At 63.8% G+C, this 24,000-nt stretch carries 15 protein-coding genes and 1 pseudogene; 7 read left to right on the plus strand and 9 right to left on the minus strand.

Annotated elements, in window-relative coordinates; translation table 11 throughout:
• The 6 genes from NMG10_RS24310 to NMG10_RS24335 all read left to right on the plus strand — a co-directional run.
• The coding region (locus NMG10_RS24310; protein ID WP_254465267.1) for a ShlB/FhaC/HecB family hemolysin secretion/activation protein at positions 1-370 on the plus strand (370 nt) is incomplete at its 5' end.
• Between the two features lie 23 nt (positions 371-393).
• Positions 394-13,983: a colicin D domain-containing protein gene (locus NMG10_RS24315; protein WP_254465268.1), complete on the plus strand. Its 13,590-nt coding sequence runs from the start codon at positions 394-396 to the stop codon at positions 13,981-13,983.
• Between the two features lie 4 nt (positions 13,984-13,987).
• Positions 13,988-14,266, plus strand: a complete 279-nt coding sequence (locus NMG10_RS24320; RefSeq protein ID WP_254465269.1) for a colicin immunity domain-containing protein — start codon at positions 13,988-13,990, stop codon at positions 14,264-14,266.
• Positions 14,267-14,515: 249 nt separating this feature from the next.
• Positions 14,516-14,974 (plus strand): Imm42 family immunity protein, encoded by a 459-nt coding sequence (locus NMG10_RS24325; protein WP_274235431.1) that lies wholly within the window; start codon positions 14,516-14,518, stop codon positions 14,972-14,974.
• A gap of 365 nt (positions 14,975-15,339) precedes the next feature.
• A complete protein-coding gene (locus NMG10_RS24330; RefSeq protein WP_254465271.1) occupies positions 15,340-15,615 on the plus strand; it encodes a hypothetical protein in 276 nt (91 codons plus the stop codon).
• Between the two features lie 27 nt (positions 15,616-15,642).
• Positions 15,643-15,915 carry a DUF3077 domain-containing protein gene (locus tag NMG10_RS24335; RefSeq protein ID WP_028691523.1) on the plus strand — a complete coding sequence of 91 codons (273 nt, stop codon included), beginning with the start codon at positions 15,643-15,645 and terminating at the stop codon, positions 15,913-15,915.
• Between the two features lie 132 nt (positions 15,916-16,047).
• Here NMG10_RS24335 and NMG10_RS24340 read toward each other — a convergent pair whose 3' ends face one another.
• Both NMG10_RS24340 and NMG10_RS25995 read right to left on the minus strand, forming a co-directional pair.
• Entirely contained in the window at positions 16,048-16,602 is a 555-nt protein-coding gene (locus NMG10_RS24340) for an RNA 2'-phosphotransferase (protein ID WP_254465272.1), read from the minus strand.
• Between the two features lie 122 nt (positions 16,603-16,724).
• Positions 16,725-16,853: a hypothetical protein gene (locus NMG10_RS25995; protein ID WP_269806852.1), complete on the minus strand. Its 129-nt coding sequence runs from the start codon at positions 16,851-16,853 to the stop codon at positions 16,725-16,727.
• A 248-nt stretch (positions 16,854-17,101) separates the two neighbouring features.
• Here NMG10_RS25995 and ilvA point away from each other — a divergent pair, with 248 nt between their 5' ends.
• Positions 17,102-18,664 carry a threonine ammonia-lyase, biosynthetic gene (ilvA, locus tag NMG10_RS24345; RefSeq protein ID WP_254465273.1) on the plus strand — a complete coding sequence of 521 codons (1,563 nt, stop codon included), beginning with the start codon at positions 17,102-17,104 and terminating at the stop codon, positions 18,662-18,664.
• A gap of 238 nt (positions 18,665-18,902) precedes the next feature.
• On the opposite strand, the gene NMG10_RS24350 is transcribed toward ilvA, so the two are convergent.
• From NMG10_RS24350 to NMG10_RS24380, 7 genes and pseudogenes are all read right to left on the minus strand, one after another.
• Positions 18,903-19,172, minus strand: a complete 270-nt coding sequence (locus NMG10_RS24350; RefSeq protein ID WP_186716252.1) for a PAAR domain-containing protein — start codon at positions 19,170-19,172, stop codon at positions 18,903-18,905.
• On the minus strand, positions 19,141-20,655 hold the full coding sequence (locus tag NMG10_RS24355) for a toxin VasX (protein WP_337994572.1): 1,515 nt from the start codon (positions 20,653-20,655) through the stop codon (positions 19,141-19,143). Before NMG10_RS24355 ends, NMG10_RS24350 begins: the two co-directional genes overlap by 32 nt.
• A 60-nt stretch (positions 20,656-20,715) precedes the next feature.
• On the minus strand, positions 20,716-21,003 hold the full coding sequence (locus NMG10_RS24360) for a hypothetical protein (RefSeq protein ID WP_254465275.1): 288 nt from the start codon (positions 21,001-21,003) through the stop codon (positions 20,716-20,718).
• Between the two features lie 35 nt (positions 21,004-21,038).
• Positions 21,039-21,296 (minus strand): PAAR domain-containing protein, encoded by a 258-nt coding sequence (locus NMG10_RS24365; protein ID WP_254465276.1) that lies wholly within the window; start codon positions 21,294-21,296, stop codon positions 21,039-21,041.
• Positions 21,293-21,811: a DUF6708 domain-containing protein gene (locus tag NMG10_RS24370; RefSeq protein WP_254465277.1), complete on the minus strand. Its 519-nt coding sequence runs from the start codon at positions 21,809-21,811 to the stop codon at positions 21,293-21,295. Before NMG10_RS24370 ends, NMG10_RS24365 begins: the two co-directional genes overlap by 4 nt.
• A 389-nt stretch (positions 21,812-22,200) precedes the next feature.
• Complete coding sequence (locus NMG10_RS24375) at positions 22,201-23,004, minus strand: DUF6708 domain-containing protein (RefSeq protein WP_254465278.1); 804 nt, start codon at positions 23,002-23,004, stop codon at positions 22,201-22,203.
• Positions 23,005-23,006: 2 nt separating this feature from the next.
• Positions 23,007-24,000: pseudogene (locus NMG10_RS24380) on the minus strand (hypothetical protein); the annotation flags it as partial.

Raw genomic sequence — 24,000 nt, forward strand, 5'->3', positions numbered from 1 at the left:
GCTGTTCAGCCCGCAGCGCATCAGCCTTGGCGGGCTGTCGTCGGTGCGCGGGCTGAAGGACCAGTCGTTGTCCGGCGACAGCGGTGGCTACTGGCGCAACGACCTGCGCTGGACCCGCCCGGTGAACTGGCCGCTGCTGCAGCCGCTGGTGGCCGAGTACGGTCTGGGCCTGGGCTACGACCTCGGTGTGATCCGCAACGATCGCTACAACGGCGAGTACCACGGCCGTGCCAGCAGCCATTCGCTGGAGTTGTTCGCCCGTGGCCAGCACATGGCCGCCAGCGTGACCTTCGCCCACAGCCTGGAACGCCCCGACGTGCTGACCGACAAGGAACGCCCGGTGTATTTCCGCCTGGATTTCTTCATCTGACCGCCTGATTCACGAGACCTGACATGGACGTTCGCCTGTTTGCCTTCCTGGCCCGCCAACGCTCGGCCGAAATTCAGCCCCGTGAGCGCTTTTGCGGGCTGCCCAAGCGTGGCCTGGCCTTCCTGCTGGCCAACGCCATGTTCTGGCAGCCGCTGTGGGCGCAGGCAGCCGAAGGCGTGGTGGTCAGCGGACCAGGCACCAGCCTCGGCCAGGCGGGCAACGGCGTGCCGATCATCAACATCGCCGCGCCCAACGGCAGCGGGCTGTCGCACAACCAGTTCAGTGACTACAACGTCGGCCAGCAGGGGCTGATCCTCAACAACGCCACCGAGCGCACCCAGGCCACCCAGCTGGGCGGGATCATCGTCGGCAACCCGAACCTGCAAGGGGCGGCGGCCAATGTCATCCTCAACGAAGTCAACGGCGCCAACGCCAGCCAGCTGCGCGGCTATACCGAAGTGGCCGGGCATGCGGCCAAGGTCATCGTCGCCAACCCTCACGGCATCACCTGTGATGGCTGTGGCTTCATCAACACGCCACAGGTGACCCTGAGCACCGGCAAGCCGGTGCTCGACGGCCGTGGCGCGATCAGTGGCTATCAGGTGGATGGCGGCAGCGTGGCCCTGGAAGGGGCGGGGTTGAATGCCGACAACGTCGAACGCTTCGACATCATTACCCGCTCGGCACGCCTGAACGCGCAGTTGCGCGCCCGTGAACTGAACGTCATCACCGGGCGCAACGATGTCGACGCCCAGACCCTGGCCACGACACCGCGCGCTGGCAACGCGGCCGATGCGCCGGCCCTGGCCATCGACTCCAGCGCCCTGGGTGGCATGTACGCCGGCGCCATTCGCCTGGTAGGTACCGAGGCGGGCGTCGGTGTGCGCCTGGCCGGGGACGTGGCGGCCAGTGGCGGCGATATCCGCCTGGACGCCAATGGTCAGCTGAGCCTGGCCCAGGCCAGCGCCAGCGGCGCGGTCAAGCTGCAGGCCGCCGGCGTCGACCTGCAAGGGCCGGTGCATGGCGTCAGCCAGGTCGAGGTGCGCAGCAGTGCCGACCTGGCATCGCGCCAGGTTATTACCGCCGGTAACCAGATCAACCTGCAAGCCACCGGTATCTTGACCAACCTCGGCGTGATCGAGGCCGGCGTGAGCGCCGATGGCAGCCGCAACGCCCAGGGTGACGTGAGCATCGCCAGCGGGCAGTTGCTCAACAGTGGCAAGAGCATTGTCGCCAGCCGCGACCTGGACCTCGCGGTACAAGGGCAGCTGGATAACCGCAGCGGTACCCTCAGTGCCGGGCAGGACAGCCGGATCACCAGCACCGCCCTGGACAACAGCGCCCAGGGCAGGGTGCTGGCCGGACGCGACCAGACCGTGCAGGCGACACAGACCCTGGGCAACCAGAACGGCCTGATCAGCGCCGGTCAGACCCAGCGCGTCACCGCGCAGACCCTGGACAACCGCGGTGGCGAGCTGTCGGCGCAGCAGCGCAACACGCTGGGCGCCAACCAGCTGGACAACCAGGGCGGCCGGCTGAGCGCCGGGCAGGCGCTGGACATCACCGTCGCCGGGCGCCTGGACAACCGCGCCGGCGCCCTGGCCGCCGGGCAGGACCTGCAACTGCAGGCCGCCAGCGTCGACAACCGCAATGCCGGGCGCATCGCCAGCGATGGCCAGGCCACGGCGCGCGTTGGCCAGCTCGACCAGCGTGGCGCAGGCCAGCTGCACGGCGCCAAGGCGCTGACCCTGGACATGGCCGACGGCCACCTGGACAACAGCGACGGCGGCCTGCTCACCACCCCGGGCCAACTGACCCTGCAACGCCTGGGGACCGTCGACAACCGCGGCGGCGAGATCTCCGCCGGCCAGGCCTATGCGCTGGTGGCGCGGCAACTGGACAACAGCGCCGGCAAGCTGCTCGGCGGCAACGACCTGCGGGTGCAGATTGCCGGGCAACTGGCCAACACCGCCGGCCTGATCGCTGGCCACCAGTTGACCCTGAGCGCCGCGACCCTGCTCAGCCAGGACGGCACCGTGCAGGCGCGCGGCGGCCTGCAACTGACAGTCGCCGGCCAGCTGGACAACAGCCGTGGCCGGTTGCTGGCCGAGCAGGCCTTCGTGCTACAGGCCGGCAGCCTGGTCAACCTGGAGGGGCAGATCGCCGGCAACGGCAGCCTGCTGCTGACCAGCACCGGGCTGGACAATCGCCAGGGGCGCATCAGTGCCGCGCAGGGCCTGACCCTGGATCTTTCCCGTGGCCACTGGAACAACGAAGGCGGCACGCTGCAGAGCCCGGGCGCCTTGCTGCTGCGCAACCTGGCCACGGTTGGCAACCGCCGGGGTGAGGTCTCCAGCCAGCAGGGCTTCAGCCTGACTGCCGACAGCCTCAACAACCAGGACGGCAAGCTGCTCTCCGAGCAGGTGCTTATCCTGCGTATCGCCCAGGCCCTGGACAACGCCCGTGGGCGCATTGCCGCGCAGGCGCTGGATGTTCATGCAAGCCGTCTGGACAACACTGCCGCAGAACTGGTCAGCAATGCCGGACTGACCGCGCGCATCGACGCCGAACTGCTCAATCGCGCAGGGCTGATCAGCGCCGGTGGCGCGCTCTCGCTCGGCGGCGCGGGCCTGGACAACCACACTGGCAAGCTCCTGGCTACAGGCGATATCGACCTCGAGCTGCAGGCGCTGGACAACCGGGCCGGGCAGATCAAGGGCGCCGGGCGCCTGGTGTTCACGGGCCAGCGCCTGGATAACGGCGATGCCGGCCTGCTCGAAAGCACAGGGGCCGTGACAATCACCAGCGAGGTGCTTGTCAACCGCCAGGCTGGTCAACTGCGCAGCGGTGACCTTCTGGTGTTGAAGGCAAAAGAGCTGGACAACAGCCAGGGCGGCCGGATCGCCAGCCACAAGGGGCTGCTGGCCGAACTGGGGCGCCTGGACCAGCAGGCGGGCGGGCAACTGGTCAGCGATGGCGACCTGACGCTCGACCTGTCGCTCGGCGCATTGGACAACCGCGGCGGCCTGATCCATACCCCTGGGCAGTTGGTGCTTCGGCAACTGGCCGGCGTCGACAACCGTGGCGGCGAGATATCCAGCGCCAGGGGATTCACCCTGGCCGCCCACAGCCTCGACAATGGCAACGGCACGCTGCACAGCGACCAGGCGCTGAAGGTGCTGGTGGAGCACGCCCTGGCCAACGCCCATGGCCTGGTCTCGGCGACCAGCCTGGAGCTGCGTGCCGCCAGCCTGGCCAACCATGGCGGGACCCTGGGTGCCGAGCAGGACCTGGCCCTGGACGTCGCCGGCGCCGTGGACAACGGCGAGGGCGAAGTATCCAGCGGTGGCCTGACCCAGGTGCGTGCCGCGTCCCTGGATAACCGAGGGGGTGAGATCCTCGGCGATGTGGCTACCCACGTGAACATCACCGGGGCCCTGGACAACCGTGCCGGGGTCCTCAGCACCGGCCAGGACCTGCGGGTCGAGGCCGGCAGCCTGGACAACAGCGGCCGTGGCAGCCTGACCAGCGATGGCGCGTTACGGGTCGGCACGGGCGCCTTGCTGAACAACGGCGAGGGTGGGCAGATCCGTGCCAAGGGGTTGATCGACCTGGCGTTCGGGCGCCTGGACAACCACACCGGCCTGGTCAGCGGCGCCGATCTGCTGACGTTGCGCGGCACCAGTGTCGATAACCAGCAGGGTACCCTGCATGCCGACCGCCAGCTGCAATCGACCGTCGACAGCCTCGACAACCGCAAGGGCCTGTTGCGTGGCAAGGAGGGCCTGGCGTTCGCCGGTCGCTACCTGGACAACCGCGAGGGCCTGCTCACCGCCGGTGCGTTGCTGCGCCTGGACGCGGCCGAGGTGGACAATGGCAAGGGCCGCATGGCCGGCCGCGGCGAGGTGAGCGCGGATATCCGCCAGTTGCGTCAGCAAGGCGGCGAATTCGTCGCCGAAGGGCGCCTGACCCTGCGCGGTGATGCGCTCGACAACAGCGGTGGGGGGCTGGTCTCCGGCAACGCGGGGCTCGACCTGCAGGTTGCCAGCAGCGACAACCGTGGCGGCCGGCTGGCCAGCCTGGCGCGGGTCGACATCGCGGGCGAACGGCTGGACAACAGCGAAGGCGGCAAGGTGCTGGCGGGCACGCACCTGGCGCTGGTGCTGGACCGCTTGATCAACCAGAGCAAGGGTTTGCTGTTCGGTCAGCAGGTCGAGTTGCGCATGGCACAGCTGGATAACCGGGGCGGGACTGTCGGCGCGGGCCAGCATCTGCAGCTTGGCCAGTCCGCCAGTGGCCAGGGTCCGAGTGCGGCGCTGCTCGACAACCGCACGGGGCGGCTGTACAGCGATGGCAGCCTGAACCTCGATGGCGCGTCCCTGCTCAACCAGCAAGGTACGCTTTCGGCCAAGGGCGACCTGCGCGCCACCGTCGCGCAGGGGCTGCACAACCAGGGCGGCCGCATCGAGACTGACGCCAGCCTGGTGCTGGCCAGTGCCAGCGTCGACAACGGCAACGGCGGTCGACTCACCGCTGAAGCCAACCTGAACCTCGACACCGGCACCCTGGACAATGGCCAGGCGGGTGTCGTACGCAGCGGCGAGCGTCTGCAGCTCACGGCTGGGCAGGTCGGCAACCAGGCCACCGGCAGCATTTCCGCGCGCACCTTCACAGCCAGTATCAGCGGCCTCGACCAGCAGGGCGGGGAGCTGTTCAGCCTGCAGGGGCTGGAGCTGAACCTGAACCACGGCCGATTGGACAACAGCGGCGGCCTGATTCGCGGGCCCGGCTCGCTGGTGCTGCGCAACCTCGGCGAGGTGGTCAACCAGCGTGGCGAGATTTCCAGCCTGCAGGCCTACACGTTGCTTGCCGACAGCCTGGACAACACCGACGGCAAACTGCTGGGCGGCGAGCGCCTGACCGTGCGCATCGCCCGCCAGCTCGACAACCTGCGCGGCCAGGTCAGTGCCCGAGGGCTTGAGCTCAGTGCCGCCGGCTTGAACAACCACGGCGGATTGCTGGGCAGTCTTGGCGGTTTGCAGCTTCAGGTCGGCGCAGCGTTGGATAACCAAGGTGGCACCGTGCAGGCCGATGGCGATCTCGGCCTGGGCGCCGCCACCGTGCTCAATGCCGAGGGCAAGCTGTCGGCCAAGGGTGACTTGCAGGCACGCCTGGGGGCGCTGGACAACCGGCAAGGCAAGGTCCAGGCCGAGGGGGCGCTGGCCTTGGACGCCGACCAGGTCGACAACCGCGCGGCGGGGCTGCTGGGGGCCACGGGTGCCCTGGTACTCAAGGCCGCCACCCTGGACAACCGCGGCGGCGAGATCAACGGCAAGGGCAGCGTCACGCTTATCGGGCAGCGCCTGGACAACAGCGCCGCGGGCCTGCTGCTGGCCAAGGGCCTGTTGACGCTCGAACAGCGGGTGACCCTCAACCAGAAAGGCCTGATCGGCGCCGGCAGTGTCCACCTGCGTGGCGCCAGCCTGGACAACCGCGGCGGCGAGTTGCGTGGTGACACCGGCCAGGACCTGGAGGTCGAGGGCGACCTGCTCAACGACCAGGGACGCATCACCAGCGAAGGTGGGCTGCGCCTGGTCGGCGCCCTGCTGGGTAACAACGCTGGCCTGCTGTCCAGCGCCGGCGACTTGTGGCTCGAAAGCCAGGGGGCGGTAGCCAACCGTGGCGGCCAGGTGATTGCCAACGGGCGTCTCGACCTGGCCGGCGCCAGCCTCGACAACCGGGCCGGCACGGTCAGTGCCAAGGATGCGCTGCGCATCACCACCGGCAATCTCGACAACCAGGAGGGCGGGCGCCTGACCAGTGGCGCCAGCCTGAATCTCGACGCGGCCCGAGTGGACAACAGCGGCGGCCGCATCACCAGCCAGCAGGCCCTGGTCGCCAACGTCACCAGCCTGCGTCAGCAGGGCGGCACCCTGTACAGCGCGCAGCGCATCGAACTGGACCTCGACCACGGCGAGCTGGATAACCAGCAGGGGTTGATCAACACGCCGGGTCAGTTACTGCTCAAACGCCTGGCGCGTGTCGACAACCGGGGCGGTGAAATCTCCAGCGCCAGCGCCTTCAGCCTGGCGGCGACCGAGTTGGACAACGGCAACGGCAAGCTGCTCGGCCAGCAGGGCCTGAGCCTGGTGGTGGAGCGCGCCTTGCTCAACCTCAAGGGGCAGATCGCCGCCGCAGGCGTGGCGCTCAAGGCGGCGAGCCTGGCCAATGCCGGCGGCCACATCAACAGCCGGGGGGACCTGCGCCTGGACGTCGCCGGCCTGCTCGGCAACCAGGCCGGCGGCCTGGTGAACGCCCGCCAGCTGCTCGAGCTGAACGCCGCCAACCTGGACAACGAGGGCGGCCAGGTGCTGACCGAGCAACGCCTGACACTGCAGGCCGGCCAGGTCGACAACAGCGCCAAGGGCCTGATCAGCAGCAAGGACAGCCTGGTGTTGACTACCGGCCAGTTGCGCAACGATGCCGGCGAGATTTCCGCCAAGGGCGCGCTACAGGTGCAGGCCACCCGCCTCAGCCAGCAAGGTGGGCGCCTGTTGAGCGAGGGCAGCCTGGCCTTGCTGTTCGAGGGCCTGGCCGGTGATCTCGACAACCGTGCGGGGCTGATTTATGGCAAAGGCCCGTTGACCCTGGCCAACCTGCGCGACCTCGACAATCGCCAGGGCGAAATTTCCAGCGCCCAGGGCTTCAGCCTGGGCGCGCGCACCCTCGACAACGGCGCCGGGCGGCTGATCAGTACCGGGCGCCTGACGCTGGACGCCGACCGGCTGCTCAACCAGGGCGGCCTGGTGTCCGGCAGCCAAGGCCTGGAGCTGACCGCCAGCAGCCTGGACAATCGCAACGGCGGCACGCTCTCCAGCCGGGAGGGCGACCTGACGATCACCCTCGGCGCAGCGCTGGACAACAGCCTGGGCGGCGCACTGGTCAGCCAGGGCATGCTCCGGGTCAAGGCGGCCAGCCTCGACAACCGTGGCGGGTTCCTGGCCAGCGCCGCGGCGCAGCACCTGGACCTTGGAAACGGCACCCTGGACAACCGCCAGGGCGGTCGGATCGACAGCGGGGCGGCGTTCAGCCTGCGCGCCGCCGGCCTGGACAACTCAGGTGGCACGTTGGTCGGGCTGGACACCCTGACCCTGGACCTCGCCGGCCAGCTGAGCAACGTCCAGGGCAAGCTGCTTAGCGGCGCGGGCTTGCAGGTGAGGGGCACCGCCGTGGTGCTCAACCAGGGAGGACAACTGGTCAGCCAGGCCGGCCTGCGCCTGGCAGGGGCCAGCCTCGACAATAGTGACAAGGGCACGCTGGCCGCCAATGGCAACGTCCAGCTGGACCTCTCGGGCGCCATGCTCAACGACCGTGACGGCCTGATCCACGCCGATGACGGCAGCCTCGTGGTGCACGCCGCACGTGTGAGCAACCAAGCCGGCGCCGCCCAGGCCAGGAGCGCCGTCACCCTCACCAGCCTCGGCGCGCTGGACAACCAGGGCGGCAAGCTGATCGCGCAGGGCGGCAACCTGCTGCTCGAGGCTGACAGCGTCGACAACCGTGGCGGAGTGCTCGCCAGCCTGCAAGGATTGCTCGATGCCAAGGTCGGTGGCCTGCTGGGCAATGCCCAGAACGGTATCATCCAGGCGCGCCAGCTCAAGCTGATCGCCCTCGGCGGGCTGGACAACAGCAGTGGCCGCCTGGCCGCCCAGGCCGGCGCCCTGGACGTACGCACCGCCAACCTGAACAACCGCGGTGGCGGCCTGTTTGCCCTGGGGCAACTGGGCATCGACGCCATCGACCTGGACAACGGCGGCAATGGCCAGATCGCCGGCCAGTCCGTGGAGTTCGGGTTGCGTGGCAGCCTCCTCAACACGGGCGGCATCATCGAGAGCGATAGCCGCCTGGGCCTGAGCGCAGCCGGCCTGAACAACCAGGGCGGCCAGCTGCGTACCCTGGGCAGTGCCGGCGGCACGCGCCTGCAGTTGACGGGGGCGCTGGACAACCGTGGCGGCGTGCTGGAAATCGCCAACCAGGACCTGAGCCTGCAGTCGGCGGGCTTCCTCAATGCCGGGGGGCGCCTGGTGCATGGTGGGGCCGGCACGTTCGATATCGGCCTGGCCAACCTCGGCGGGGCCGGCGGCGAAATCGTCACCCTTGGCGGCCTGACCCTGAACGCCGCGAGCTGGACCAACAGCAGCGTGATCCAGGCGGCGCGCCTGACGGTCAATGTCGGTGAGCTGGTGCAGACCGGCAGCGGTCAGTTGCTGGCAAGCGAAAGCCTGGTGGGCACGGGCACCAACTGGAGCAACGATGGCCTGATCGCCAGCAACGGCAGCCTGGCGCTGGCGTTGTCTGGCCGTTACGCCGCGGGCGGTCGCGCGACCAGCCTGGGGGCCCTGTCGCTGGATGCGGGCAGCATCGACCTGGCCAGCAGCGGCACGCTCGCCGGCGCCGGGAATGTGACCCTGGGCGGCGCGGGCAGCCTTGCGGCACTGGGCAACCTGGGCCGCGTCACGGCCGGGCAGATGCTGAAGATCAACGCCGGGCAGTTGCTCAACAGCGGCACGCTGGCAGGCTCGGGGGGCCTGCAGCTGACTGCCAGCGGCATCACCAACCAGGGCGGTGGGCTGATCTTCTCGGGCGCTGCCATGCAGGTGGCCACGGACAGCTTGAACAACACCCTGGCGGACCTGTACGGCATCGGCGACATCGCCATCGGCGGCCTGCTGCCGGGCAGCCGGGCGACGCTGATCCGCAACCTGTCGGGGCAGATGCAGAGCCTGGGCAACTTCAGCCTGAATGCGGCGCAGGTGGTCAACGAGCGCAACAACTTCAACGTGAACCGTGAGGTCATTTCCTCGGCGCTGGGGATTCGTTGCTACAGCTGCACGTCGCCAAGGCTGGGCATCACCAGGTCCGATCCTTCCCATTACGTCCTGGTCGAGCAAATTCGCACATCTGCGCCTACAGGTGCCGATGCCGTGGCGGCCAGCATTACCTCGGGGAAGGATCTGCATATCAGTGGCAGTCGGTTCACCAACAGCAACTCGCAGGTGGCGGCCAGCGGCAACATCAGCATCGTGGTCGATACCTTCGAGAACCAAGGTAGCGCAGTCGGGAACTTCACCAGCTTCAAGTACCTGGATGCGTCGGTCAATACGGTCGAAATGTATGCGTACAACCGGTACAACGATGCCCAGTACGCCTACGACTTCTGGTTCCTGAATGCCGATGGCCAGGCTTCGCGGCTGCTGCCTCACAGCTTCAGGTGCTGTGGGCCACCCCGCGAGCAGTCCAACTGGCTCAACTTCGGCTCGGTTGCCGTGCAGTCGTGGAGGGGCAGCGATTACTACAACAGGAACTACCGTGCCCCTTCGCTGTACGCTCAGGGTGTTCGTGCCGAAGCGCCCGCTGCGGTCAAGGGTGCCAACGTCTTTGGCGAAAAGATCATTGCTGGGGATGCCCAGACCTACCTGCCGGCAATCATCCAGGCCGGTGGCAATGTCTCGATCACAGCCGCCACGCGGTTGAGCAACGGAGTCGAGCAAGCCTGGAACGCGCCGGGCGCCAACGCCGGGCGCACGCTGGACACGCGCACGGCCGCCACCTTCACCCGCACGGTGGTGGCGCCGAACCGGCAATTGCCGCCTGACCTGGCCCAGCGCCAGGTCAACCCGCTGGATCTGCCCGGCTTCAGCCTGCCCACCAGCGGCAATGGCCTGTTCCGCCTGAGCAGCCAGGCCGCCAGCCAGGCCAGCGTGTCGGTGGCTAATCCGGCCCCCGCCAGCTGGACGCTGGGCGGCGCCAGCATCGACCTGCAACAGCGCCAGCAACCGCTGCCGCAGATGCAGGGGCGCGCTGTCGATATCGCGGCGCTGGCGCCGAGTAGTGCCAGCGAGCGTCAACTGGGCGAGCGCCAGCGCCAGGGCATCGACCTGGATACGCGGATCGACACCGTCAGGGTCGAGGCGATCGCGGCGGGGCAGGGGCCGCAGGCGCTGCCAGGCCGCAGCGAACTGGGCGCAGGCCACCAGGCCACCCCTGTACAAGTGGAGGCGCCGCGCCTGGCCAGCGGATCGGGCGGTGGCGCCACGATCACGCAACCGGCTCCGGTACTGCCGACGGTCGCGGCCGTCAGCCCGAGCGTGGCCGCCGGCGTTTCCAGCCGGGCCAGCGCGATCAACCCGCTGAGCATCCCCCGTGTGCAGGGCGTACCCGCCGCCACGACCGGCGCCCAGCCGCACAAGTACCTGATCGAAACCGACCCGGTGCTGACCAACCTCAAGCAGTTCATGAGTTCGGATTACCTGCTCGGCAACCTCGGCTACGACCCGGACAAGAGCTGGAAACGCCTGGGCGACGGTTTCTACGAGCAGCGCCTGATCCAGCAGGCGGTCACGGCCCGCACCGGCAAGCGCTACATCGACGGGCAGACCTCCGACGAGGCGCTGTATCGCCACCTGATGGACAACGCGCTGGCCAGCAAGCAGCAATTGAGCCTGTCCGTCGGGGTCAGCCTGACGGCGGCGCAGGTGGCGGCACTGACCCAGGACATCGTCTGGCTCGAAGAGCACCAGGTGATGGGTGAGAAAGTGCTGGTGCCGGTGTTGTACCTGGCCAACGCCAATGACCGGCTGGGACCCAACGGCGCCCTGATCGAAGGCCGGGACGTGACCCTGATCGCCGGCACCGACCTGATCAACCCCGGTACCGTGCGTGCCAGCAACAACCTGTCGGCCAGCGCGGGCGAGAACCTGGTCAACACCGGGCTGATCGAAGCCGGTGGGCGGGTCGACCTGCTGGCGGGCAACACCCTGTACAACGGTGCTGGCGGCATCATCAAAGGGCGTGACGTCAACCTCTCCACCTTGCTGGGCGACGTGGTCAACGAGCGCACCCAGTCGCAGGCGCAGGGCCGCTACACCACCTGGGCGACCCTGGACAGCGCCGCGCGCATCGAGGCGAGCAACGACCTGTCGATGTCCACCGGCCGCGACATGGTCAACGTCGGCGGTGTGCTGCAGGCCGGCCGCGACCTGGAGATCCGCACGGGCCGTGACCTGCTGATCGGCTCGGCCGAGCAGAGCACCCAGTACCGCAACGGGCGCCAGAGCAGCGAGAGCATCACCCAGTTCGGCTCGCAGGTTACCGCGGGCCGCGACCTGGGCATGTTCGCCGGCCACGACTTCACCGCCGTCGGCAGCGAACTGGAGGCCAAGCGCAACATCACCGTCGATGCCCTCAACGACCTGACCCTGGCCTCCGCGGCCAACGAGGAGCACTTCTACGCCAAGAGCAAAAAAGTCACGCGCCAGGAGGACCATGTCCGCCAGGTGACGACCGACCTCAAGGCCGGCGGCGATGTCTCGCTCACGGCAGGCGAGGACCTCAAGCTTATCTCCAGCCGCGTCAGCGCGGGCGACGAGGCCTTCCTCTACGCCGGTGACCAGCTCGAACTGCTGGCCGAGACCGACAGCGATTACTCGCTGTACCAGAAAAAGAGCAAAGGCAGCTTCGGCAGCAAGAAGACCAGGCGCGATGAAGTCACCGACGTGCGTCATGTCGGCAGCGAGATCACCAGTGGTGGCGACCTGACCCTCGTCAGTGATGGCGACCAACGCTACCAGGTGGCCAAGCTCACCAGCGGCGCCGACCTGACCCTGGAAAGCGGGGGTGACATCACCTTCGAAGGGGTCAAGGACCTGCATCAGGAGAGTCACGAGAAGAGCAAGTCAGACGCTGGCTGGTTCAGCATGAAGGGCAAGGGGCGCACCGACGAAACCTTGCGTCAGAGCGAACTGGTGGCCACGGGCGACGTCGCGATCTCTGCCGTGGGCAGCATTCGTGCCGATGTACGTCAGGTCAATCAGCAGACGGTGCGCGAGTCCATTGATGCAATGGTCAACGCCGATCCCAAGCTGGCTTGGCTGAAGGAGCTGGAGGCGCAAGGCGGCGTCGATTGGCGCCAGGTCCAGGAGGTGCACACAAGCTTCAAATACGCCAACTCTGGCCTTGGTCCGGCAGCGCAGATGGTGATCGCCATCCTGATGACGGTGATGCTCGGACCTGCGGGTGCGGGCTTGTCCGGTATGCAGTTGGCCGGTGCTGCGAGCCTGGCCACTACCGGTGCGGTCGGCACGATCAACAACAAGGGAGACCTTGGCGCAGGCCTGAAGGCTGTCGCCAGCAAGGACGGCCTGACCAACGCCGCGATCGCCACGATCACGGCTGGCATAGCCGATCATTACCTTGGCGACATGACCATGACCAAGCAGGTCAATGGCAAGACGGTTGTCGACCTCGGCTCGATGGAGGCCATTGGTCACTTTGCCGGACAGCAACTGATCAACAACACATCGGCCGCCTTGGTCGCCAAGGCCTTCGGACGCGATGTCACGCTCGCGGGCATACTCCAGTCGACGATCTACAACTCCTTGGCGGCGGTGTCCTTCGATCAGGTTGGCAACCTCAACCTCAAGACTGGCAGCCCGGAAAAGATCGCCCTGCATGCCCTGGTCGGCGGCTTTATCGCCGAAGCGTCGGGCAGCGACTTCGCCCTCGGAGCCATGGCAGCGGGGGTAAACGAAGCGTTCGCCAATCAGTTGCGACGGATGGCGACTGCGATGAATCCGAAGCAGCGCGACTACCTGATGCTGATGTCTTCGCAGTTGCTGGGTGTGGTGGCGGCGGCAGCGGTTGATGGCGGCAATGCCGGCAGTCTTCAGGCCGGCAGTTGGGTGGCGGGCAATGCCACGCAATACAACAACCTCAGCCACAACGATATGCCGGACTTCGTGGACGACATGAATATCTGTGGTTTTGACGAGGGGTGCCAGAAAAAGCTGTGGGTCGCCAACGAGCACAAGCTCAAGAGCGAGGAAAACTTCGAGTGGGCCAAGGAAACCGGAGGCGTGGTCCGCGCCCGGGACCTGATGGGGCAGATCGCCTCCGGCTTGGCGGACCTGGAAAAACTCAACTGCCTGACGCCGACCTGTACTGAGTTCAAGGAGCTGTTGACCGAACGCGCGGTACTGAGCCTCGAAAAGCTGGCGGATGTCTCCGGGCAATGGGCGCCGATGCTCAACATGATTGCCATGTTGCCTATCGGGCAACGCATCAATGGACTGCGTCCGCCAGGAGTTTCGGGTGGTGTACTGGATTCGCCGAGGGTTCAGGCGGCAATCGAGCGCATGGTTCAAACCAAGGCTGGTCGGACCGGGATAGGGGGATCCAATGGTGCCATCACCGATGCGGAAGCCGGGTTGCCCTATCTGCGCTCTGTCGCAAAAACAGCGGAAAATACCCAAATTGGTTACACGAAGGCCCAGTTGCAGCATGCTTTCAGGCACGCCAAAGATTTTGGCGTAACGGGAAATTTCAACAAACAATCGCAGATTGAATTTGAGGCGCTGATTCAGCAACATATTGTGGCGCCTGGGACCAAGATGATTTATGGGACTTATCGAAATAAAGATGTAACGCACTTTTTGGATCCTGTTACTGGGTTGAACGTGATTCGTGATGCTGGCGGCCAGTTTCTTTCAGGGTGGAAGTTGAGTCCAACTCAGCTAGGGCATGTGCTTAAAAACGGAAAGCTTGGTGGAGGGTGATGAGATGGAAAGTGCGGTGTCGCTATATATGAATATGATGGAGGGGTACTTGTCTAAGGCGTGTTCTTTGGAGCAATTTGCTGAGTTGTTCTTTGAGCGATTCAAAAACGAACAGTTGCCGCTTTCCGAAGATGTTTATTGTGTGTTGGATAAGCTGTTTGGCGATCTTGATGCTCTTACGGATGATGAGAGTCTGCTGCAGAGCGATCCAGATTATTATCTGAATGCAGGGCAGGTTCATCATTGTGTTGAGTGCGCTTACGAAGCACTGAAGATGTGTTGAGAGGATGGCACTGAATACTTGGTATTGTGAGAGAAAAGGGACAAAAAAGCAGAAAAGAGCAGAAAAGGGGACAGATTTATTTTCCTACTCTAATTTCTGCCTTTGCATGGCCAAGACGGCGACGAAGCTTGATGCTGAAGATATTAGTGAGGACGTCTAGCGCTGGAAGCGGGGCAAGTCGAAATTTAGAGTGTGAAAAATAAATCTGTCCCCTTTTTCCTCTCAGAAACTTTTGGGAGTGAGAATCAAGTGATTGCAGGTGACCCGGATAGGTTCGCCGTGCAGTTCCAGGTCGTTGACGCTTGGAATGTGCAGGGTGACAGCTGGAAAAATGGTGTGCTTTGCGTGTATGCCGGTGGAGTGCGTATTTTTGATGCTGTAGAAGCGTTGGAGCTGCGTTCAGCGCTGAGTTTCTTCTCCGGCATCCGATTACCTGACTCTACGGCGGATCTAATCTATGAAGATCGAGAAGTTTTCGACAATGCCAGGGCCTACTTTTCGGGGGAAATAGCCGATTTGCTACCAGGCATCGCGGATTTTTCGGCTACTGAAGCTGAAGATTCTGGTTTCATTCTGTATTTCAAAATGGAACGGGATGGTGATCGACTGGTTTGGTCGCGGGATGATGGCCATACAGTAGAAGGTTTAAAGCTTGAGAGAGGTACCGTGGCTGCTGTCATCGAACAGCTTAAGACATGCAGGTTGTAGCGTTCGACCGAGAAAAGCAGCCTCGCAGACGACTTTGCCTAGGCAGCCTCCCTGTCCTGGTTTTTTGCACCTGGAGCAAGGATAAGAATCGGAACTTCCTTATTCCTTGTAGTTCATTTCCGAAGCATGCTTTTACCGCCTTTCAGCCCTTGCCCCAGGTCAACTCGCCTTCTAGTCTCGGCCTGCCGCTACCAATTTTGACAGGCCGTCGATTGTTGTCCACGTTTGCATACGCTCAATGGCAGCTGTACGTGCGGGCACCTTGTGTGCGCCGAGTGCCAACAATCTCGGTCTGTCAACCCGCGTACAGCTGCCACCCGACTGTTTGACAGCAGTTCAGCTGACAGCTCAACCCTCAACCATTGTTGGAGTACGAGCATGCTGAAGATTGTCCCGATCCACCTTCCCCCCAGGATCACGCCCACTTCCTCGAAGACACCTTGGTACGCGCCATCGAGTACGCCTTCTGCGCGCTCACGGTGGCCAACCAGGCCGTCCAGCTCAAGCCCCGGTCGCCCGGTGCGATCCTGATGCTGGCCGCCGCCCACGAAATGGAGGCGGTGCGCACGTTGCTCGAATCCGCCCTGACCCAGGTGCAGCACTCGGTCCAAGCGCCGGGCGAGCCCCGCACGCTGCACTAGCCGACGACGTTTTCAGGGAGATCGATCATGACCACAGACGATGGCAAGACCCAGGTCACGCCGGGCAAGACCCGTTTTTATCAGGGCGAGGGCAAGGATGCCCAGCCGTTGTTCTGCATCGAGCCCGGCATTCCTTGCCAGCACGCTCGCGAGCAAGCATCGGAGTTGATGGACTATGTGCGGCACCTGACCTTGGTCGGGGTGATGGATGAAGATCCGCGGATGGTCTGGGCGGCGCATTACCTCAGTGCGTTGGCCAAGGCGCTGATGGATGATGCGGAGCTGGGGATGGCGCATTAGTCCCAGGCTTGCACATTCCCCTGTAGGAGCGGCCTTGTGCCGCGAAAGGGCTGCGAAGCGGCCCCAGGATTTGTGCATCAGGCTGATATCGCCGGGGCTGCTACGCAGCCCTTTCGCGGCACAAGGCCGCTCCTACAGGGCTTGGCGTGACAGATGGGCCGGCGGCACCTGGTCTACCAGCCAGACACCGTTGTCGGCTTGATAGAACACCGTTCCCGCTGCGCACATGGCCTGGGTATCGACCCTGAGCAGCACCGGCTGACCATATCGCTTGCCCACCGCCAACGCGGTCTGCGGATCCTCGCTCAGGTGCACATGGTGGCGGCTGCCGGGGATCAGGCCCTGGGCTTCGATGGAGGCCAGGAAGCGGCTGGCGGTGCCGTGATAGAGCAGGGCGGGTGGCGTCTTGGCGACATGGCGCACTTCGACCTGGGCGCTGCTGTGGCCCTGGGCGGCGCGGATGCGGCGGCCATCGTCGGAGAGGGTGAAGCGGCGCTTGTCATTGGTCTCGACCACTTCACGCAGGGCGTGCAGGTCGAAGGCATGGCCTTGCCGGCCGGCGCCGTGGATCAGCGCGTCGACATCGGCCCAGCCGTCGCGGTCCAGGGACAGGTCGATGGATTCGGGGGCATGGCGCAGTACGTAGCTGAGGAATTTGCTGAGGGCGTCGCGTTGTTTCTGGTTCACTGGAAAGGTCCTTTTCCATGGCTTCTGGTCGTTTGGGTCGGTACATTCTCCGGGTTCGGGGTTGAGTTCTCAAGCGTGCAGATGGCCTGTGGGAGCGGATTCCCACAGGCACGTCGCTGATGTTAGCCCTGACGCAAGGCGTCGAGCAGCGTCTTCATCTGGTCGCGGCCTTGGGCATCCAGCCCGAACACCCGCCGCCGTGGCTCGCCCACCGGCAGCCCGGCCATCTCCAGGCCCGCCTTGATGATCACCCTCGCCAATAAATGCGCATACAAACACTCAAACCAACACGCTTGAGCCAAAGCTGAAGTCCTTGACTTGCGCCTGTCCCCCACGCTAGCTTCCTACCCCATGAACCCATTCCCGCAGCGTCGCGCCCTCAGCATTATTACCGCCATTATCAGCTTGGCGGGCTAGCGCACACATGCACTGAACCCGCCCTGGAGGCGGGTTTCTTCTCTCTGACTCCTGGGCACTACAAAAAAACCAGGAGTCATCGATGACCAGCCTCAGCGCCACCCTGCGTACCCCGGCAACGCCCCAGCAACTGCTGTCCGAGCAAGTGCGCCGGATTCTCTCGGCCCCGGTGTACGACCTGGCCATCGAAACCCCCTTGCAAGCGGCGCCGGCCCTGTCGGTCAGCCTGGGCAACCAGGTCCTGCTCAAGCGCGAAGACCTGCAACCGACGTTCTCCTTCAAGATCCGCGGCGCCTACACCCGGCTGTCGCGCCTGACTTGCGCCCAGCGCGAACGCGGCGTCATCACCGCGTCGGCCGGCAACCACGCCCAGGGCGTGGCCCTGGCCGGCTCGCACCTGGGCATCAAGACCACCATCGTCATGCCCACCACCACTCCCTCGCTCAAGGTCGAAGGCGTGCGTTCACGGGGGGGCCATGTGGTGCTGCACGGCGAAAGCTTCCCCCACGCCCTGGCCCATGCCCTGCAACTGGCCGATCGCGACGGGGCGACCTTCGTGCCGCCGTTCGACGACCCCGACGTCATCGCCGGGCAGGGCACCGTGGCCATGGAGATCCTTCGCCAACACCCCGGCCCGCTGCATGCGATCTTCGTCCCGGTCGGCGGCGGCGGCCTGATCGCCGGCATCGCCGCCTACGTCAAGTACCTGCGCCCCGAGGTCAAGGTGATCGGCGTCGAGCCGGAGGACTCCAACTGCCTGCAGGCCGCCATGGCCGCCGGCGAGCGGGTGATCCTGCCGCAGGTCGGCACCTTCGCCGACGGCGTGGCGGTGGCGCAGATCGGCGCGCACTGCTTCGAGCTGTGCCGCCACTTCGTCGACGAGGTGGTGACGGTCAGCAGCGACGAGTTGTGCGCGGCGATCAAGGACATCTACGACGACACCCGTTCGATCACCGAGCCTTCCGGCGCCCTGGCCGTGGCCGGCATCAAGCGCTACGTGGCCCGCGAGGGCCTGCAGGGCCAGGCCTTGGTGGCCATCGACTCCGGCGCCAACGTCAACTTCGACCGCCTGCGCCATGTCGCCGAGCGCGCCGAGCTGGGCGAGCAGCGCGAGGCGATCATCGCCGTGACCATCCCCGAGCGCCCCGGCAGCTTCCGCGCCTTCTGCCTGGCCCTGGGCAAGCGCCAGATCACCGAGTTCAACTACCGCTACTACCCGGGCAAGGAGGCGCGCCTGTTCGTCGGCGTGCAGACCCACCCCCAGCACGACCCTCGGGAGCAACTGCTAACCAGCCTGCATGAGCAGGGCTACCAGGTGCTCGACCTGACCGACAACGAACTGGCCAAGCTGCACGTGCGCCACACCGTCGGCGGCCACGCGGCGCCGGGGGCCGGCGAGCGGGTACTGCGCTTCGAGTTTCCCGAGCGTCCTGGGGCGCTGCTGGGCTTCCTCGAGCGCCTGGGCAAGCGCTGGAACATCAGCCTGTTCCACTACCGCAACCACGGCGCGGCACAAGCGCGGGTGTTCGCCGGGCTGGAGGTGCCGGACGACGAACTGGCCGGGTTGCCACAGGCGCTGGACGAGATGGGCTATCAGTACTGGGACGAGACGGAGAATCCGGCGTACCGGCTGTTCATGGGGTAAACATGCCGCCACTGGCGGTGCCGGCGCTCTACAGCTCCCAGCGCTGCACACACCAGCGTGGGAGCGGGCTTGCCCCGCGTGGCGTCGGCACTGCCAGCCAACCTCCCCAGGTTGGCTTACGCTATGACGCCACTGGCGTTGCCGGCGCTCTACAGCTCCCAGTGCTGCACATACCAGCGTGGGAGCGGGCTTGCCCCGCGATGGCGTCGGCGCTGCCAGCCAACCTTTTCAGGTTGGCTTACGCTCTGGCATTACCCGGCCTACAGGAAGACAAAACGCTGCAGCCACACGCCAGCTGCGCAGGTTCGAACACCAAGGGGATGTCGTTGAACAGCACGGTGTTGTCAGCGCTGGATACCAGCGCGAACTCACCACCGTGCAGCGGGCAGGCTGCGCGATCGCCAAGCACACACTGCGGCACACCATCGATCAGTACACCGCGGCCCTCGATCATCCTACCGCCACCACTGTGACGGTCACCCTTGCGAATCGCGCCGTGTCGGGCCATGGCTCAAGGCTCCTCGGTCGTTTGCATGACGGCTTGGTAAAGTCCTTCCGGCATGGCTTGTGGATCGTATTTGCAGACAGCAGCCATAATAGGCCTGGGTGTTCAGGTCGATGTAGCGCTGGTACTCGGCTTCCTGGCGCTCGTACTCGGCCTGGAAGCCCGCGCGCAGGGGCTCGTGGTAGCGCTCCTCGAGCCGGGCGACGCCGTCCCGGGCGCGCCGTTCGACCTCGCGCTGGTGCTCGACCTGCGGGTCGACGAACACCGGTGGGCCATCGCCGCTGTGTGGCTCGAAGGACGGGGTCTGCTGCTCGGCCCAGGGCCATTGCATGGCGCGCAGGGTCTGCAGGATCTGCGAGGTCTGCAGTTGATAGACGCGCATCGGGTCCTCGCGCCATTGCTGGCGCCGGGCGATCCAGTTGAGGCGCTGGTGGTTGTACTCTTGGACCAGGCCGACGGTGTCGTCGAGCACCAGGGCGAGCACGCCGTGTTCGAGCTGGTGGCGGGCAATGGCGTTGATCAGGTAGCCGCGGGTGGCGGTCTGGCGCAGCAGGCGGCTGTGAAAGCCATGGACACTGTCGAAGGCGCCGGGCAGTTGCTGGTTGTACTCGAAGACCTGGCGGTCCACCTGCAGCTCGCTGAGGGTCATGGCCATGCCCACCTGGGCGGGGGCGCTGCGGGCGAGGGCGAGGTCCAGCACCTGGAAGCGCTCGGGCGGGGTCTTGGCGTTGCGCCAGGCATTGAGTTGCTGGGTGATGCCGATGGCATCCTCCACCACCACCGCGATACCACGGGCTTCGGGTTTGCCGGCAACCGGGCCCAGCATGTACCGGGCCGCCGTTAGCGAGTGGACGCTGGTTTCACTGAACAGCTGGTTGTCCAGCAGCTTGCGCAATGAGCTGTCAGTTTCCGCAGCGAAATCGGCGACCAGGTCCAGTTGGTCATGGCGCAGCACATAAGGCCTGGGCGTCGGGCAGCCAAGGCCGGTGAAGGCGGCGACATCCACGGCCGGCGGCCTGTCGCGTCGACGCAGCAGTTGCTGCTGGGCCGCTTCGGTCAACGGGTCGGGGCTGTAGAACAGGCGCAGCTCAGCCAGGTCTTCGAGGTCATGGACGTTGAACGCCCAGGCCATGTTGCGAATCATGTCGCGCAGGGTGTGGCCGTCTGTGGCGTCCGGCTCGGACTGCCCGAGGTCAACCAGCGACAATGAACCGTTCGCCGCAATGCGATAGGGCGGGTGCAGGCTGTGCTGCCCGCTGCGCTTGCGTTTCTCCATGACGTACAGGAAGCCTTGGCGCAGTGGCCGAATGGCATAGTCGGCATGCTGGAGCGTGGCAACGCTGTAGGGATGGCGCAGGTGATCGGGCAGGGTTGGCAAGCGCAGGCGCTGGCCGGTAGTGCCGCCAACGGCCGCATAGCGCAGGGGCAGGATGGTGAAGGTGCGCGTGCAATGGACGGCGGGCCCGCTGGCGAAGGGAGCCTCCAGGGCCTCGCAGTTCTACCGAGTGATTTCGAGCAATTTGTTGAAGTCGAACATCCGATGTCCTCAGCGAAGCTGCTCATGCAGGTGCGTTTGTACCGACTCGACGAGCGACGTTTGCTTGTCGAGGGCGTCATTGATGGCGGCTTGCCAGACGGGATCGCTCGTCAGGCCCTCACCCAGCAGCGCCATGAAGGTCACATAGGTAATCTGGTCTTCCTGCCGTATGAGGCCTGATTCACGTGCAAAGGCCAGGAGCTTCTGCGTTAGGTCCAGGCGTATTTGCTTGTGGCCGGTTATCAGTCCCTTCTTCACGCACAGGGGGCATAGCGTGGCGCCCGTCATGATGATCATGCTCGACGACGCTAGCCTGCCGCACAGCACTAGCCCTATTCGATCAGCCAGGCGGGGTCACCTTCTATCAGTGTCCCGCCATGGCTTGTCTTGTCTCCCTGGCGCGCCGCAGGGCTGCCCTCAATGAGCGTATGCGCTGCACCAGTCTCGATGACCGCACCGCAGCTGAGTTCATCCCCTATGCGTGCGATTGCACGACCATTCACTGCGGCACTGCCCGCGCCACTGATGACAGTGCCTTCCCCGTGGAGAGGGCAAAGGTGGCGATGGCCGACGAGGACGACAGGCTTCATGGCGACTCTACCTGGGCAAGTGGAGCGGTTTGTGGGGCCGTTCGCGATTCGTGGTCTATCGCTTCTGGCCACTTGACCTCTGGTGCCAGACGCTTGGCGAACTGATACCAGAGCAGAAGGTTGTGATCTTCATTGTGTGGGGCAGGTGAAACAGCATCGAGACCATGTTGCATGTAAGTGCAGATGTAGGCCCAGATGGACTCTTCCCCATACGTATTACTCAAAGAGAACCGGTCGATGACCTTGTTGGTGCCCTGTTCGACGACGGACAACATGATCCCTGTCTTCACGAGGTGCGAGCCTTGGTGGGTGACAGCCTGTTTTCTCCAGCGTTCGGCGCGTACATCCTTCCAGTCGTAGCTGACGATTTTTATTGGCCATGGAATGAAAGGGTTCCACCAACAGAAAGTAAAGTTGTAAGCGTAGATTTTTTGACGGGCACGGTTGAAACGTATTGGCTCATCACGTGGTGTGGAGCGGACAAGTCGATAAAAAGATGCTGCTTGCCAGCTCACAATGGTAAGAACTACCAGTTCAATAAGTAGTCGCGCGTGATCGCTATGCTGGATGCTGTCTATTATTGGCTCTATGGATATTGCTATTAATATGAAGCTAGGTGGTAAGCATAGGAACAGTAGCCCTCCAGTGCGGACTGAGTTGCGAGGTGTTTCTAAGTAGATGTCGTCTTGATGGTTTGAACTTAGCAGTATGGGAGAAGGGTCGACTTTAGTCGGGTCGCTTGGAAGGTTGAAGTCCTCCTTCCAGCCTGGGCACGGAGGAACTAGGGTAGGTCTATTTTTCATGGTTGTCTCGTTGTGTTCAATTGTGTTTTTTTGTAGGGCTGACTAAGTTTGTGGCGTTATTCTTGTCGGGCCAGTAACTAATAATCAGATAAAGGCATGTTTCATGACAACGCCACCTTTACAGGTGGAGTGGCCTGCGGGGCGGTTCGAGATTCGTGGTCTATCTTCTCAGGCCACTTGACCTCTGGCGCCAGACGCATGGCGAATTGGCACCAGAGGAGATCGTTGTGATCTCTATTGAGCGGGGCTGGTGGAACCGCGGAGAGGCCATGTTGCATGTAAGTACATATATAGGCCCAAATCGATGCTTCACCGTAAGCGTTGTTCAAGGGGAATCGGTCGATGACGTTGTTGGTGCCTGGCGCCACGATGGACAACATGATCCCTGTCTTTACGAGGTGCGAGCCTTGGTGGGTTACGGCTTGTTTTCTCCAGCGTTCTGCGCGTACATCCTTCCAGTCGTAACTGACGATTTTTATTGGCCATGGAATGAAGGGGTTCCACCAACAGAAATTGAAATTGTAGGCGTAAATTTTTTGGCGGGCACGGTTGAAACGTATTGGTTCATCGCGCGGGGGCATGCTGGCCGCGCGAAGGAATAAAGTTGTCTGCCATATGCCTGCAAGTAGTGTAAGGATTCCGGCCAGCATAAGATTGTACAGACTATATATTACGCTATCGACTACTGCGTAAGTGATCAGGATAAGAACTGGAATAGTGGCTAGTGCTAGCACAAATAGTATCTCTCGAGCACTTATTGAATGTCGTGATACTTCCAGGTAGGTGTCGTCTTGGTAGTTTGCACTTAATAGTGTGGGGGATGGTGCGACATTGGAAGAGGTGAATGGAGGATGGAAGTCCTCTTTCCAGCCTGAGCATGGAGGAACCAGGATAGGTTTTTTCATTTTCATCCCCTTACGTCCAGTTTGTCTTGTTTTTTTACTAATTTCGCGAAATTTGTGGTGTCGTCCTTGTCGGGCCAATAGCTGACTGTTAACTCAAAGGCGTCGATAGTTTTGAAATCTGCGGTTGGTGTACTCCCTTCTATTCTTAGAGTCTTTCCTTGGCGAGAACTATCCTCTGAACTACCGGTGCTCTCATGCAGCTCGGTTTTTGCCTTGTCGCTGTCTCCCGAGTACACGGTCGGTACTGTGTTTCTACCCGGTGAATAAACTACCACCGTCCATTCGTATCTTGCCTGTCCGTGAACAAAGTTAGGAATGGTTATTGTGTAGTTCAGACGTGTTTCGAGTGGAATCGAGAAGCTGTCCCTCAGCGTGACGAACGGCTCTATCGTTTTTGGTGGGTGTGTTTCTTTGAATGTTATGTCTATTGAAACGTGCGCAGTAATACCCAATAGGGCTGCATTGAGAGCACCTATGGAGTTGTCACTTTCATCGGCGGTCTGCCACTCGCGATTCGAATCGGGTAGCCCCCATCTGGACTGGCGTGCCCAGATTTCCAGTGGGGACGATTCATCTTTTTTAGCTATCGAAGCAAACGTGTAGGCCGAAAGTGCAAGTATTAGTGCAAACCCTACAGGCCCTAGGAAAGCAGTGCCAAAGTAAAGTGTGCTTACACCTGCACCTGCTGAGAGAAATGCAAGTCCTCCGGCAATATAATAGGATATTGTGGATGGGTTATCTCCCTGGGAGGCTGTTCTTTGAGCCGCTAATACATAGTTGGCACTATCGGCAAATCCGGCCACGGCAGCAATGGCACCACCGTATTTCACAAGTTGCGTCCCCTTCATCAATGTCGAGCCCGCCGTCACGGCGACCCGGGCAGGCCGCAATATCTCGATCGCTTTCCCTGTCGCCTCAATACTCAAGCCCAAAACCCCGATGGACGACGACCACACCGCTGCCAACGCTTCGGCCTCCGCATTGCCGGGGGTCGCA

Origin of the sequence: Pseudomonas sp. DVZ6 (genome assembly GCF_024259445.1) — a bacterium.
Taxonomy (GTDB): domain Bacteria; phylum Pseudomonadota; class Gammaproteobacteria; order Pseudomonadales; family Pseudomonadaceae; genus Aquipseudomonas; species Aquipseudomonas peradeniyensis.

Coding starts and splice junctions, on each gene's coding strand:
- NMG10_RS24315 (WP_254465268.1), top strand. CDS start 394: ATGGACGTTCGCCTGTTTGCCTTCCTGGCCCGCCAACGCTCGGCCGAA.
- NMG10_RS24320 (WP_254465269.1), top strand. CDS start 13,988: ATGGAAAGTGCGGTGTCGCTATATATGAATATGATGGAGGGGTACTTG.
- NMG10_RS24335 (WP_028691523.1), top strand. CDS start 15,643: ATGACCACAGACGATGGCAAGACCCAGGTCACGCCGGGCAAGACCCGT.
- ilvA (WP_254465273.1), top strand. CDS start 17,102: ATGACCAGCCTCAGCGCCACCCTGCGTACCCCGGCAACGCCCCAGCAA.
- NMG10_RS24350 (WP_186716252.1), bottom strand. CDS start 19,172: ATGGCCCGACACGGCGCGATTCGCAAGGGTGACCGTCACAGTGGTGGC.
- NMG10_RS24360 (WP_254465275.1), bottom strand. CDS start 21,003: ATGATCATCATGACGGGCGCCACGCTATGCCCCCTGTGCGTGAAGAAG.
- NMG10_RS24365 (WP_254465276.1), bottom strand. CDS start 21,296: ATGAAGCCTGTCGTCCTCGTCGGCCATCGCCACCTTTGCCCTCTCCAC.
- NMG10_RS24375 (WP_254465278.1), bottom strand. CDS start 23,004: ATGAAAAAACCTATCCTGGTTCCTCCATGCTCAGGCTGGAAAGAGGAC.